The 13,078-nt window shown below is 69.7% G+C and carries 12 protein-coding genes and 1 tRNA gene; 11 read left to right on the top strand and 2 right to left on the bottom strand.

The annotated features are described in order from the left end of the window. Positions 1-41 precede the first annotated feature (41 nt). Complete coding sequence (gene pepN / locus WFJ97_RS02845) at positions 42-2,594, bottom strand: aminopeptidase N (RefSeq protein ID WP_336640414.1); 2,553 nt, start codon at positions 2,592-2,594, stop codon at positions 42-44. Positions 2,595-2,717: 123 nt separating this feature from the next. On the opposite strand from pepN, the gene WFJ97_RS02840 reads away from it, so the two are divergent. Genes WFJ97_RS02840 through WFJ97_RS02820 form a run of 5 tightly spaced genes read left to right on the top strand, consistent with a single transcriptional unit; the run spans position 2,718 to position 7,596 of the window. Continuing rightward, positions 2,718-3,902: a ferrochelatase gene (locus WFJ97_RS02840; RefSeq protein WP_336640413.1), complete on the top strand. Its 1,185-nt coding sequence runs from the start codon at positions 2,718-2,720 to the stop codon at positions 3,900-3,902. Between the two features lie 38 nt (positions 3,903-3,940). Next, positions 3,941-4,426, top strand: coding sequence for a ribose-5-phosphate isomerase (locus tag WFJ97_RS02835; protein WP_336640412.1), 486 nt, complete (start codon positions 3,941-3,943; stop codon positions 4,424-4,426). 1 nt (position 4,427) lies between these two features. Further along, positions 4,428-5,426, top strand: coding sequence for an Fpg/Nei family DNA glycosylase (locus WFJ97_RS02830; protein WP_336640411.1), 999 nt, complete (start codon positions 4,428-4,430; stop codon positions 5,424-5,426). Between the two features lie 35 nt (positions 5,427-5,461). Beyond that, positions 5,462-6,103 carry an FMN-binding negative transcriptional regulator gene (locus WFJ97_RS02825; protein ID WP_336640410.1) on the top strand — a complete coding sequence of 214 codons (642 nt, stop codon included), beginning with the start codon at positions 5,462-5,464 and terminating at the stop codon, positions 6,101-6,103. Beyond that, on the top strand, positions 6,100-7,596 hold the full coding sequence (locus WFJ97_RS02820; RefSeq protein ID WP_336640409.1) for an amidohydrolase: 1,497 nt from the start codon (positions 6,100-6,102) through the stop codon (positions 7,594-7,596). Before WFJ97_RS02825 ends, WFJ97_RS02820 begins: the two co-directional genes overlap by 4 nt. A 61-nt stretch (positions 7,597-7,657) precedes the next feature. On the opposite strand, the gene WFJ97_RS02815 is transcribed toward WFJ97_RS02820, so the two are convergent. Then, complete coding sequence (locus tag WFJ97_RS02815; protein WP_247622542.1) at positions 7,658-8,143, bottom strand: Dps family protein; 486 nt, start codon at positions 8,141-8,143, stop codon at positions 7,658-7,660. A 140-nt stretch (positions 8,144-8,283) separates the two neighbouring features. Here WFJ97_RS02815 and WFJ97_RS02810 point away from each other — a divergent pair, with 140 nt between their 5' ends. From WFJ97_RS02810 to fni, 6 genes are all read left to right on the top strand, one after another. Further along, positions 8,284-8,820, top strand: a complete 537-nt coding sequence (locus tag WFJ97_RS02810; RefSeq protein ID WP_336640408.1) for a gamma carbonic anhydrase family protein — start codon at positions 8,284-8,286, stop codon at positions 8,818-8,820. Positions 8,821-8,849: 29 nt separating this feature from the next. Then, positions 8,850-8,923 (top strand) — tRNA-Ile (locus tag WFJ97_RS02805). A gap of 38 nt (positions 8,924-8,961) precedes the next feature. Then, a complete protein-coding gene (gene mvk / locus WFJ97_RS02800; protein WP_336640407.1) occupies positions 8,962-9,975 on the top strand; it encodes a mevalonate kinase in 1,014 nt (337 codons plus the stop codon). Then, entirely contained in the window at positions 9,972-10,925 is a 954-nt protein-coding gene (gene mvaD / locus WFJ97_RS02795) for a diphosphomevalonate decarboxylase (protein WP_336640406.1), read from the top strand. Before mvk ends, mvaD begins: the two co-directional genes overlap by 4 nt. Next, positions 10,922-12,025 (top strand): phosphomevalonate kinase, encoded by a 1,104-nt coding sequence (locus WFJ97_RS02790; protein WP_336640405.1) that lies wholly within the window; start codon positions 10,922-10,924, stop codon positions 12,023-12,025. The genes mvaD and WFJ97_RS02790 overlap by 4 nt, the downstream gene beginning before the upstream one ends. After that, positions 12,015-13,076 (top strand): type 2 isopentenyl-diphosphate Delta-isomerase, encoded by a 1,062-nt coding sequence (gene fni / locus WFJ97_RS02785; protein WP_336640404.1) that lies wholly within the window; start codon positions 12,015-12,017, stop codon positions 13,074-13,076. The genes WFJ97_RS02790 and fni overlap by 11 nt, the downstream gene beginning before the upstream one ends. Positions 13,077-13,078 lie beyond the last annotated feature (2 nt).

The raw sequence follows: 13,078 nt of genomic DNA, 5'->3' as shown, positions 1-13,078 counted from the left end.
CGACGTCGTCAGACGCACCCCGGGCCCCGTCACGCAGACGCTCAGTCGTCGCTGTCGCGGGACTGCGCGGTGAGCGCGCGCTCGACGTCGGCGAGGTTCTCGAGCACGAGGCGGCGCAGCGCCGGCGCGGCATCCTGATGCTCGGACAGCCACGCGCGCGTCGCGTCGCGAAGAGCGACATCGGCCAGTGCCGTCGGGAACAGACCCGTCACGAGGTACTGCGCGATCTGATAGGTGCGCGACTCCCACACGGGGAGGAGCATCTCGAAGTACGGCCCGACGAACTCGCGGAGAGCTTCGGCACCCGCGGGGTGCACGAAGCCCAGAGCCGCCGAGCGGACGATCGTGTTCGGGGCATCGTCACGGTCGACGAGGGAGGCCCACGCCGCCTTCTTGGATGCGACGTCGGGGAGAGCCGCACGTGCCTGCGCGGCGAACTCGCCACCCTTGGAGGTGTTGTCCGCGGCGAGAGCGGCGTCGATCGTCGCGGCATCCGTGGCCCCGATGGTCGCGAGGCCCACCAGCAGCTGCCAGCTCAGGTCGGCATCGATCTCGAGACCGGGCAGCGTCTCCTCGCCCGAGCGCAGGCGACCGACGATGCCCGCGTGCTCCGGCGTCACGAGAGAGGTGGCGAAGGCGGTGACGAACTGCAGCTGGCTGTCGCTGCCGGACTCGGCCGACTCGGCGAGTGCCCACAGGCCGTCGGCGACCTTGAGTCGCGCCGCGTCGCGCTCCTCGGGCGCGACGTAGAGCGTCGCCGCCGTGCGCAGCTGCGCGAGCGTCGTGCGCACGGTCGTCGACTCGCTCTCCCGGCCGATGTTGCCGAGCACGAGATCGATGTAGTCGGATGCCGCGCTCTCGGCGTCGCGGGTCTGATCCCACGCCGCACCCCAGACGAGCGAGCGCGCGAGCGGATCGTGGATGTCGGCGAGGTGCGCGATGGCCGTGGCGAGCGAGCGCTCGTCGAGGCGGATCTTCGCATAGGCGAGGTCCTGGTCGTTCAGCAGCACGAGGTCGGGCTGGGCCTGGCCCTGCAGCTCCGGCACCTCGGTGCGATCGCCGTCGACGTCGACCTCGACGTAGTGCGTGCGGCTGAGTGCACCGTCGGTCAGGTTGTAGAACCCGATGCCCAGACGGTGCGGGCGGATCGTCGGGTAGTCGGCCGGGGCGGTCTGCGTCACGGCGAAGCGCGAGATCGTGCCGTTGCCGTCCTCCGCGATGACGGGCTCGAGGGTGTTGACACCCGCGGTCTCGAGCCACTTCTTCGACCACGTGCTCAGGTCGCGTCCGCTGGTGGCCTCGAGCTCGACGAGCAGATCGCTCAGCTCGGTGTTGCCCCACGAGTGCTTCTGGAAGTACTGCGAGACACCGGCGAAGAACGCCTCGATGCCCACCCACGCGGCGAGCTGCTTGAGCACGGAGCCGCCCTTGGCGTACGTGATGCCGTCGAAGTTGACCTGCACGTCCTCGAGGTCGTTGATCTCGGCGACGATCGGGTGCGTCGACGGGAGCTGGTCCTGGCGGTACGCCCAGGTCTTCTCCATCGCGTTGAAGGTCGTCCATGCCTCGGTCCACTCGGTGGCCTCGGCGGTCGCGATGGTCGACGCCCACTCGGCGAACGACTCGTTCAGCCAGAGGTCATTCCACCACTTCATGGTCACCAGATCGCCGAACCACATGTGTGCGAGCTCGTGGAGGATCGTGACGACACGACGCTCCTTCACGGCATCCGTCACCTTGCTGCGGAAGACGTAGGTCTCGGTGAAGGTGACAGCGCCGGCGTTCTCCATGGCTCCGGCGTTGAACTCCGGCACGAAGAGCTGGTCGTACTTGGCGAACGGGTAGGGAACGCCGAACTTGGACTCGTAATAGGCGAAGCCCTCACGGGTCTTGTCGAAGATGTAGTCGGCGTCGAGGTGCTGCCAGAGGCTCTTGCGTCCGTAGACACCGAGGGGGATGACGCGGCCGGATGCGCTCGTGAGCTCGGAGAAGGTCGACTCGTACGGGCCGGCGATCAGGGCCGTGATGTACGAGGAGATGCGGGGGGTCGGCTCGAAGCCCCAGGTCGCGGTGACGTCGTCGTCGTGCACGATGGGCTCGGGCGTGGGGGAGTTCGAGATCACCTTCCAGGCGGCGGGCGCCGTGATCGTGAACTGGAACGTGGCCTTCAGATCGGGCTGCTCGAACACCGCGAACACGCGACGGGAGTCGGGCACCTCGAACTGGGAGTAGAGGTAGACCTCGCCGTCGACGGGATCGACGAAGCGGTGCAGGCCCTCGCCCGTGTTCGTGTAGAGGCAGTCGGCGTCGACGACCAGCACGTTCTCGGCCTGCAGGCCCGTGAGGGTGATGCGCGAGTCCGCGAAGACCTCGTTCGGGTCGAGCTGCTCGCCGTTGAGCGAGATCTCGCGCACATCGCGCGCGATCAGGTCGATGAACGTGAAGCTGTCGGGCGTCGCGGTGAAGCGGACGACGCTCCGGGATCCGAAGATCTCGGCGCCCTTCGTCAGGTCGAGTGCGATGTCGTACGACTCGGTGCCGACGACGTCGCGACGCTCCTGCGCTTCGATACGGGTGAGGTTCTCTCCAGGCACAGCTTTACTCCCAGGGGTGAGGGGTCGTCGCCGGGGAATGGCGCAGTTGGCGCCGACGGCAACCATGACAGACTACGCCAGCGCGCGACCCTCGCCACTCCGTCGAGGTGAAAGGATAGGAGGGTGAGCGCGATCGAACCCGTAGTCGTCCCCTTTGCCTCTGCTGCCGCGGCCGGAGGTGCAGCCATCGTCACGACCCCCGTCGCCTACGACGGGATCCTCCTCGCCGGCTTCGGCGGACCGGAGGGGCAGGAGGACGTGATCCCCTTCCTGCGCAATGTGACGCGAGGGCGCGGCATCCCCGACGAGCGGCTCGAAGAGGTCGCGCATCACTACCGTCACTTCGGCGGCGTGAGTCCGATCAACGGCCAGAACCGCGCACTCAAGGCGGCGCTCGAAGCCGAACTCGCCGCGCGGGGCATCGATCTGCCCGTGTACTGGGGCAACCGCAACTGGACGCCGTATCTCGCGGACGCGGTGACGACGGCATCCGACAACGGCCACTCGACGCTGCTCGCCTTCGCGACGAGCGCGTACAGCTCGTTCTCGAGCTGCCGGCAGTACCGCGAGGACTTCGCGGGCGTTCTGCAGGAGACCGGCCTCGGTGAAAGCGTCACGATCGACAAGATCCGCCCGTTCTACGACCACCCCGGATTCGTCGACGCCTTCGAGACCGGCGTCCGCGAAGCGATCGAGGGCTTCCTCGCCGACGGGATCGCGGCATCCGACATCCAGATCCTGTTCTCCACGCACAGCATCCCGACGGAGGACGCGCAGCGCTCCGGCGCTCGCGACATCGACTGGGGTGAGGGCGGCGCGTACGCGGCGCAGCACGAGGCCGTCGCGGCCTGGGTGATGGACCGCGTGCTGCAGACGCTGCCGACCGGTGCCGGTGTGTCGTGGGAGCTCGTCTACCAGTCGCGCTCGGGCCCCCCGTCGCAGCCATGGCTCGACCCCGACGTGTGCGACGTCATCGCCGAGCTGCCCGGGCGCGGACGCCGGGCCGTCGCCGTCGTTCCGCTGGGCTTCATGAGCGACCACATGGAGGTGCTCTGGGACCTCGACACCGAGGCCAAGGAAGCGGCGGAGGAAGCGGGACTCGCCTTCACCCGCACGCCCACCCCGGGTGTGTCGCCCACGTTCGTCGCCGGGATCGTCGACCTGATCCAGGAGCGTCTCGAGGGGCGTCCGCGGAGTGAGCGCCAGCACCTGACCGACCTTCCGGGCGGTTTCGACGTCTGCCGTCCCGGCTGCTGCGAGAACGTGCGCGCCGGCTTCAAGCCGGCGGCCGCGGGCGTCGCCCCGTAGTCCGACACGATGTCGGTGGCGTCAATAGAATGAAGGCCATGCGCATCCACATCGCCACCGATCACGCCGGTCTCGAGTTCTCGACCCAGTTGCAGGAGCATCTGCGCGCGGCGGGCCACGATGTCACCGATCATGGGCCGATCGCGTACGACGCGCTCGACGACTACCCGGCGTTCTGCATCCGTGCCGCACAGGCCGTCGTCGCGGACCAGGCCGCGGGGATCGAAGCCGCCGGCATCGTCTTCGGCGGGTCGGGCAACGGCGAGCAGATCGCGGCGAACAAGGTGCAGGGCATCCGCGCCGCGCTCGTCTGGAACCTGTCGACCGCCGAGCTCGCCCGCGAGCACAACGACGCGAACGTGATCTCGATCGGCGCCCGTCAGCACACGTACGACGAGGTCACGTCGTTCATCGATCTCTTCCTCGCCACGCCCTTCTCGGGCGAGGAGCGCCACGTTCGCCGGGTCGGGCAGATCGCCGACTTCGAGCGCGACGGCTCACTGCTGCCGGACCCGCGGGCCTGACATGCCCGAGGGTCATTCCGTCCACCGGATCGCGCGCCAGTTCGACCGCAACTTCATCGGGAAGACGCTCTCCGCCTCCAGCCCGCAGGGCCGATTCGCCGAAGGGGCCGCGGTTCTCGACGGCCGGTCCGCCGTGAGCGTGCAGGCTGTCGGCAAGCAGATGTTCCTCGAGGCCGAGGGCGACGTGTGGCTGCGCGTGCACCTCGGCCTCTACGGCGCCTGGGACTTCGCGGGCGAGATCCTCGTCGACCCGACGATCGCCTCGGCGAACGGTCGGATGGGGCAGACCAACCAGCGCGGCACGGTCATCGACGAGGAGATCCTCGACGACGCCGGAGAGAACTCGCTCGCATCGATCGGCGCCCCGCGGCGCACGCGCGTGCACGTGCGCATGTCGGAGCAGACCAAGGGCCTCGCCGACGAGGGCGTGGAGTGGCCGCCACCCGTGGTCGGGCAGGTGCGGCTGCGTCTGATGACCGACATCACCGCCGCCGATCTCCGCGGCCCCACCGCGTGCGTCCTGCAGACCCCCGACGAGATGCTCGCGACCATCGCGAAGCTCGGACCGGACCCGCTCGTCGGAGACCCCGTCGAGAACGAGGAGCGCTTCGTCCGCGCAGTGCGGAAGAAGCAGACCGTCATCGCCCTCCTGCTGATGGACCAGTCGGTCGTGAGCGGCATCGGAAACGTGTACCGCGCCGAGATGCTCTATCGGCAGCGGCTCAACCCGCACACCCCGGGACGTGACGTTCCCGAGGACGTCGTGCGTGCCCTCTGGCACAATTGGGTGCGGCTGCTGGCGATCGGCGTCGAGACCGGCCAGATGATGACGATGGACGACCTGTCGCCCGAGCGGTATCGAGCGGCCATGGCGAGCCGTGACGACAGGCACTGGGTCTACCACCGCGCGGGTCTGCCGTGTCGCGTGTGCGGTACCGAGATCGCCCTCGAGGAGATCGGCGCGCGCAAGCTCTACTGGTGCCCGCGCTGCCAGGCGTGAGAGCCCGGGATCGAGTCGAGTCCTAGGCTGGGAGGATGCGTCAGAATCCCAGCTTCACTCTCGCCGATCGGGCGGAGATCCGTCGCGTGATCGCGGCGAATCCCTGGGCCACGATCACGAGCAGCACCGCCGATGGACTCGTCGCCTCGCACTACGCCGTACTGCTGGACGACGCGAGCGACGACCTGACGGTGGTGGGTCACGTCGGCCGGCCCGATGACCTCATCCACGGACTCGGCGACGGTGAGATCCTCATCGTCTTCCAGGGGCCGCACGGTTACATCTCGCCGGGTTGGTACGGCGATGTGGCCGCTGTGCCGACGTGGAACTACACGGCGGTGCATCTGTCGGGCGTGCCCGAGATCCTGAGCGCCGACGAGAACCTCGCGGTGCTGGACCGTCTCGTGGACCGTTTCGAGAGTGAGCTTCCCGATCCGCGACGGATGTGGGAGCGGCCGAACGATGCGGCCTTCATCGAGCGTCTTGCGGCCGGCACCGTCGGCTTCCGGTTGACCCCGACGCGCGTGGTCGCGAAGCGCAAGCTCAGCCAGAACAAGCCCGCGGAGACGATCGATACGGTCATCGGCGAACTGAACGGCGAGGGGCCGTACGCCAACCCGGCGTTGGCATCGGAGATGCGTCGGGCGCAGGACGCACGGAAGGAGAAGCGGGCATGAGCGTCGTCGGTGACGAGGTCGGGATGATCCGCGGGGTTCGCATCGCCGGACCCGGTCGTGAGTACCTGATCGACGAGGAGCCGGTGGACATCGTGATCGCGGACGGACGGATCGCCGACATCGCGCCCGCCGGCGCCCTGCGCCCGACCGGTGCGGTGCTCGATGCCGAGGGGGCGTGGGCGGTGCCGGGGCTCTGGGACAACCACGTGCACACGGTGCAGTGGGCGTTGGCGGCCGAGCGCGAATCGCTGGATGACACTCTCTCGGCCACCGAGGCGGCGTCCCGGATGGGGGCGGTCGCGCCTCTGTCGGACGGGCGGCGCGTGGGAACGGGGTATCGCGACGCGCTCTGGGACGACCGCCCGACGCTCGCCGTGTTGGACGCAGCGACCGGTGAGGTGCCGACGTACCTCATCAACGCTGACGTGCACAGCGTGTGGCTGAACTCCGCGGCGCTACGGCGCGAGGGCATGTCGACCACCGATGGGGTGCTGCGCGAGGAGGGGGCATTCGAGATCTCGCGCCGTCTGAACGCGGTCGACCCCGAGCATGCGGACCGCGCAGTGCAGCGAGCGGGGGAGGAGGCCGCAGCTCGCGGGGTGACCGGGATCGTCGACTTCGACATGGCCTGGAACGCGGATGCCTGGCCGCGCCGTGTCGCGAGCGGGTTCGCCGCGCACCGGGTGGAGTTCGCGGTGTACCCGTTCGACCTGGCTCGGGCAGTGGCGGAGGGTCTTCGTACCGGTGAGCTCGTCGACGATGCGGACCTTCCGCAGGCGCGACGAGGCCTCATCCGGGTGGGACCGTTGAAGATCATCAGCGACGGCTCGCTCGGCACGCGGACCGCGGCGTGCACGCACGCGTACCCGGGCGATCCCTACAACTTCGGGGTGATGACGGTTCCCCGCGAGGAGCTGATCGGACTGCTCACCACCGCGACCGGCGCGGGCCTCGCCGTCGCCGTGCATGCGATCGGCGATCGCGCGGCCTCCACCGCGCTGGACGCCTTCGCCATGACCGGAGCCGTGGGCTCCATCGAGCACGCGCAGCTCGTCCGGCACGCCGATCTCGCGCGATTCGCCCGACTCGGCGTCACCGCGAGTGTGCAGCCGCAGCACGCGATCGACGACCGCGATCTCGCGGAGCGGCTGTGGGCGACGCAGGATTCCCTGGGGTACCCGCTCGCATCGCTGTTCGCCGCGGGTGCCGATGTGAGGTTCGGTTCCGATGCGCCGGTGGCTGCCCTCGACCCCTGGCAGGCGATGGCCGCCGCCGTCACACGTACCGAGAACGCGCGCGACGCCTGGCATCCCGAGGAGGCGGTGACCTTCGATCAGGCGCTGCAGGCGAGCATCCGATCGACGAGCGTTCCCGGAGCTCCCGCCGACCTGGCGTTGTGCGCCGCGGATCCGCGGCGAGCGACGGGGACGCACCTGCGCGACATGCCGGTGGTCGCGACACTGCTCGCCGGTCGCGTCACCCACCGGGCCTGAACAGCACGAAGGGCCCCGGGATCGAATCCCGGGGCCCTTCTCTCGTTCTCGTGCGACGAGATTACGCGGCGATGTGCGAGACGAGGAACCAACGGTCCTTCTCGAGGCCGCGCATGATCTCGATCGCGACGTCCTGGCTCGTGAGGTCGACCTCGTCGAGGCCGTCGATCGCGGCCTTGGTGTCGACCAGGATCGCGTCGATGTCGGCGATCACGGCGCGGACGAGTTCGTCCGACTGCGTGAAGCCGGCGGGGACGCCGGTCTCGCCGGCCTTCGCGGCGACCGCGCTCACGCGGGCGTCGATCGGGAGACCGAGGGCGACGATGCGCTCCGCCGCGGTGTCGGCGAAGTCGCCGGCGTGGGCGACGATCGTGTCGAGGAGTTCGTGGACGCCGACGAAGTTGGCGCCGCGCACGTGCCAGTGCGCCTGCTTGCCGTTGATCGTGAGCGCCTGCAGGCCCAGGACGACGGGCGAGAGGAACTGTGCGGCGGCAGCAGCCACGGTGGGGTCGCTGGCGGTGGTGGAAACGGTCTGTACCTTGCTCATCTTGTGCTCCTCCGAGGTGCCTTTTCGTACCTGATGAAGACAACGCTACTCAGGTTGAAACATTCCGCAAGCAAGCTGAGGCTCCGCTAACCGCCCCGAAAGTCCGCGGAATCACGGGGATGTGAGGATAGTCTCGCCTCATGAGCATCGCATCCGGAGCATCCGTCCTCGCCCTCCCCGATCGGGAGCCGTCGATCGATCCCGAGGCGTTCGTCGCCGAGGGTGCTCGCATCGTCGGCGACGTCACTCTCGCAGAGTCGTCGAGCGTCTGGTACAACGCGGTCCTCCGGGCCGATTCGGCCTCGATCGTGATCGGAGCGGGCAGCAACGTGCAGGACAACGTCTCGGTGCACGTGGACGCCGGACACCCGGTGCTGATCGGGCGCCATGTGTCGATCGGGCACAACGCCGTCGTGCACGGATGCTCGATCGGCGACGGTTCGTTGATCGGCATGGGGGCGGTGATCCTCAGCGGCGCGGTGATCGGGAGCGGGTGTCTGATCGCGGGCGGTGCCGTCGTGCTGGGAGGCACCGAGGTGCCGGACGGATCTCTCGTCGCGGGCGTTCCTGCGAAGGTGCGTCGCGCCCTGAGTGAGGAGGAGCGTGCCGGACTGCTCGCGAACGCCGACATCTATCTCGCGCACCAGCAGGTGCACGCGCGCGCGACGGAGGTATGACCCGGGGCACCGCTAGGCTGGACGTACACGGGGCGGTGGCCAAGCTGGTCAAGGCAGCGGGCTCATAACCCGACGATCGTGGGTTCAAGTCCCACCCGCCCTACCGTGCCGTGACAGTGGATTAGGCTTGCCTTAGTAAAGATGAGAATCACGGCTTCCGACGACAGCAGAACACCGGGCGAATCCTTCGCCGCTCCGCAGAGGGGCGCGCACGACAGCGACCCGGTGATCGGCGTAGGCACCGCGTCGGGCAAGGCGATCCTCTTCGGGGAGCACGCCGTCGTCTACGGGCACCCCGCGATCGCCCTTCCGCTGCGCGATCTTCGCGTTCGTGCCGAGGCGGAGCCGCTGCCCGAGCGCCGTCTTCTGCACAGCGCGCTCTACACCGGTGACCTCGGTCGGGTTCCCGACCGCCTCGCCTCCACCGCTCGCGCGGTCGAGGCGACGATGAGCGCGGTCGGCGCCGACGGCTCCGGGGTACGGATGCACGTCGAGAGCGACCTGCCCGCGGAACGCGGTGTGGGATCGAGCGCCGCAGTGTCGGCGGCCATCGTGCAGGCCGTCGCCGCCGCCTTCGGTCACGAACTCGATCCCACCGAACGTCATCATCTGATCCAGATCGCGGAACGCGCCGCGCACACGTCGCCCAGCGGGCTCGACGCACGCACGGTCGTCTCCGACCGGCCGGTGTGGTTCCAGGACGGCAGTGCGCACGATCTCGAGGTCGCGGGTCCCCTGTCGTTCGTGATCGCCGACTCCGGAGTGCGGGGACGCACGCGCGAGGCCGTCGCCGCCGTCCGCGCGCTGCGCGACGCCGATCCGATCGCCGTGGAGCGGCGGCTCGATCGGCTCGGAGCGCTCGCCCGCGAGGGTCGGGCGGCGCTGGCATCCCCGAGGCCGGAGGAGATCGGCGTCCGAATGGACGAGGCGCATGCGCTGCTCGGGGAGCTGGGAGTCGGAGATCCCGCGCTCGACCGGCTCGCCGGCATCGCCCGCACGGGCGGCGCGCTCGGAGCCAAGCTCACCGGAGGCGGTCGGGGAGGATGCGTGCTCGTGCTGGCGCGTGATCCCGATCATGCGACGGAGCTCGCGCACGACCTTCGCGGACGAGGCGCCGCCGCCACCTGGACCACCGAACTGAGAGGAACGCGATGACCGCCGTCACGGCCCGCGCCCACCCGAACATCGCCCTCGTCAAGTACTGGGGAAAAGCGGACACGGCGTTGAACCTGCCCGCGACGGGCAGCCTCTCGATGACGCTGGACGTGTTCCCCACGACCACGACCGTGACGCTCGCGCCGGATGCCGCGCACGACGAGGTCGTGCTCAACGGAGCGGTCCGTGCGGGAGTGGTCCGTGATCGTGTCGTGCGCTTCCTCGACATCGTGCGGGAGATGGCCGGGTCCCGGACCGCAGCCGTGGTCGATTCCGTGAACACGGTGCCCTCCGCCGCCGGTCTCGCGTCCTCCGCGTCGGGGTTCGCCGCCCTCGCCGCGGCGGCGTCGCGTGCGTACGGCCTCGACCTCGACCGAACGGCGCTCAGCCGACTCGCCCGCCGCGGGTCCGGATCCGCGGCGCGATCGGTGATCCCGGGGTTCGCGGTGTGGCACGCAGGCAGTGATGAGGAGTCGTTCGCCGAGCCGCTCGACGCCCCCGATCTCGCGATGGTGATCGCGATCGTGAATTCCGAGGAGAAAGCCGTCTCGAGCCGCGACGCCATGAAGCGGACGGCGCTCACGTCGCCGTTCTACCCCGCGTGGGTCTCGTCGACGACGGAGACGCTGTCGGCCGCGGTGCAGGCCAGCCGTGACGGCGACGTCGAGCGTCTCGGACGGATCACCGAGACGAACGCGCTCCGCATGCACGCGGTCATCCAGTCGTGCGATCCGCCCGTGCGGTACCTGTCGCCGGTGAGCGTCGCCCTCTTCGACCTCGCGGAGTCGCTCCGAGCCGACGGTCTGCCGGTCTACGCGACCGCCGATGCAGGGCCCAACGTCGTGTTCCTGTGTCGACCGAAGGACGCGGATGCCGTGGCCGCGGCGGTCCGTCCGCTCGCGGAGACCATGATCGCGCGTCCGGGGCCCGGAGTGGAGGTGCTCGCATGAGCCCGGTCATCACGGTCCGCGCACCGGGCAAGCTGTTCATCGCGGGGGAGTACGCGGTCGTCTCGCCGGGCGAGCCCTCCGTGCTCGTCGCCGTCGACCGGTACGTGTCGGTCTCGGTGTCGGAGAGCGTCGGAGCCGGGAGCATCCACTCGCCCGAGTACGGGCGTTCGCCGCTGCTGTGGACCCGCAGTGCCGACGGACTGCGCATCGATCCGGAGCACCACCCCTACGACTACGTGCTGGCGGCGATCACGATCGTCGAGAGGCTCCGCGCCGACCTGCGGGTCGCCCCGCGCTTCTTCGATCTGCGGATCGAAAGCGGTCTCGACGACGTCAGCGGACGCAAGTTCGGCCTGGGCTCCTCGGCGGCGGTCACGGTGGCGACCGTGCGCGCACTCGACGAGTTCTACGGGCTGGGCCTGGATCGCCTGGCGGCGTTCAAGCTGTCGATGCTCGCGACGATCCGGGTCAACCCCAGCGCATCGGGGGGCGATCTGGCAGCGAGCGCCTTCGGCGGATGGATCGGGTATCGCGCGCCCGACCGGGACCTCCTCGGAGAGAGATCCGAGAACGGACCGATCGCACCGCTGCTCGCGGACGAGAACCTCTGGGCGGGCCTCCAGATCGTGCGTCTGCATCCGCCGGAGCAGCTGCGGTTCGTCGTGGGCTGGACCGGTGAACCTGCGTCGACGGCGCGACTCGTCGACGAGCTCGGCCGCCGAACGCTGGCGGGAGCGGTCGATCACCCCGCGTTCCTGCTCGACTCGCGCGCGTGCGTGTCGGCCCTGTGGGAGTCGCTCTCGCGCGGCGACGACGCGGCGACGCTCGACGGCATCCGTGAAGCCCGGCGGCTGCTGCAGCGCCTCGGCGCCCAGGCCGGTCTGCCGATCGAGACCGCGCAGCTCGCGGTGCTGTGCGATATCGCCGAGGCGGCAGGGGCGGCTGCGAAGCCCTCCGGCGCGGGCGGCGGCGACTGCGGCATCGTGCTCGCTCCCGTGCACACCGATCTCGCCGACATCTTCCGCGAGTGGGAGCATCACGACGTGCGGCACCTCACGATCGGCGTGCACCCGCCCGAGGGGGTGCTCGATGTCCTCTGAGCGCAAGGACGATCACGTGCGGCTCGCCGCAGCCCAGCAGGACGAGGCGCGCATCGCATCGAACGGCTTCGACGACGTCGCGTTCGTGCATCACGCCCTCGCGGGGATCGACGCCGAGCGTGTCAGCCTCGCGGGTGATCTGCTGGGAGCACGCTGGAGCGTGCCCCTCTACGTCAACGCGATGACCGGCGGAAGCGAGAGCACCGGACGCATCAACCGCGACCTCGCGATCGCCGCGCGGGAGGCGGGAGTGCCGCTGGCTTCGGGGTCGATGAGCGTCGCGATGGAGAATCCCTCTCTCGGCCGCACGTTCCGTGTGCTCCGCGAAGAGCATCCCGACGGGTTCCTCTTCGCCAATCTGGGTGTCGAACGCACGCCGGACGACGCGCGCCGAGCGATCGATCTGATCGAGGCGAACGCCCTGCAGGTGCACGTCAACAGCGTGCAGGAGACGGTCATGCCCGAGGGACGCCGCGCGTTCTCGTCGTGGCAGCGATCGCTCGAGTCCCTGGTGGCGGCCGTCGACGTGCCGGTGGTCGTGAAGGAGGTCGGTTTCGGGCTGAGCGCCCGCACGCTCGCCCTCCTCACCGATCTCGGCGTCGCCGCCGCGGACGTGTCCGGTCGCGGAGGAACGGACTTCGTCCGTGTCGAGAACGCCCGCCGCGGGGGAGAGGGCTACGCCTACCTGGCGGGATGGGGGCAGTCGGCCGTCGAGTGCCTGATCGACGCCCCGGGATCCGCCCCGGTCCTCCTCGCCTCCGGCGGCGTGCGCACACCGCTCGATGCCGTGCGCGCCCTGGCGCTCGGCGCACGGGCGGTGGGCGTGTCCGGCCCGTTCCTCAAGACGGTGCTCGACGGCGGTCCCGAGGCGCTGGCCTCGCGCCTCGTGGAATGGACCACGCATCTCACAGCGCTCTCGGCGCTCCTCGGCGCCGCGGCGACCTCCGATCTGGTGCGCACCGATCTCGTCGTCACCGGCGACACCGCAGACTTCTGCCGCGCGCGGGGCATCGACCTCGCGGCCCTCTCGCGGCGCTCCGACGCACGATGACC

It is taken from the genome of Microbacterium sp. USHLN272 (assembly GCF_037149655.1).
GTDB lineage: Bacteria > Actinomycetota > Actinomycetes > Actinomycetales > Microbacteriaceae > Microbacterium > Microbacterium galbinum.
This window is presented reverse-complemented; position numbering and strand designations above follow the sequence as displayed.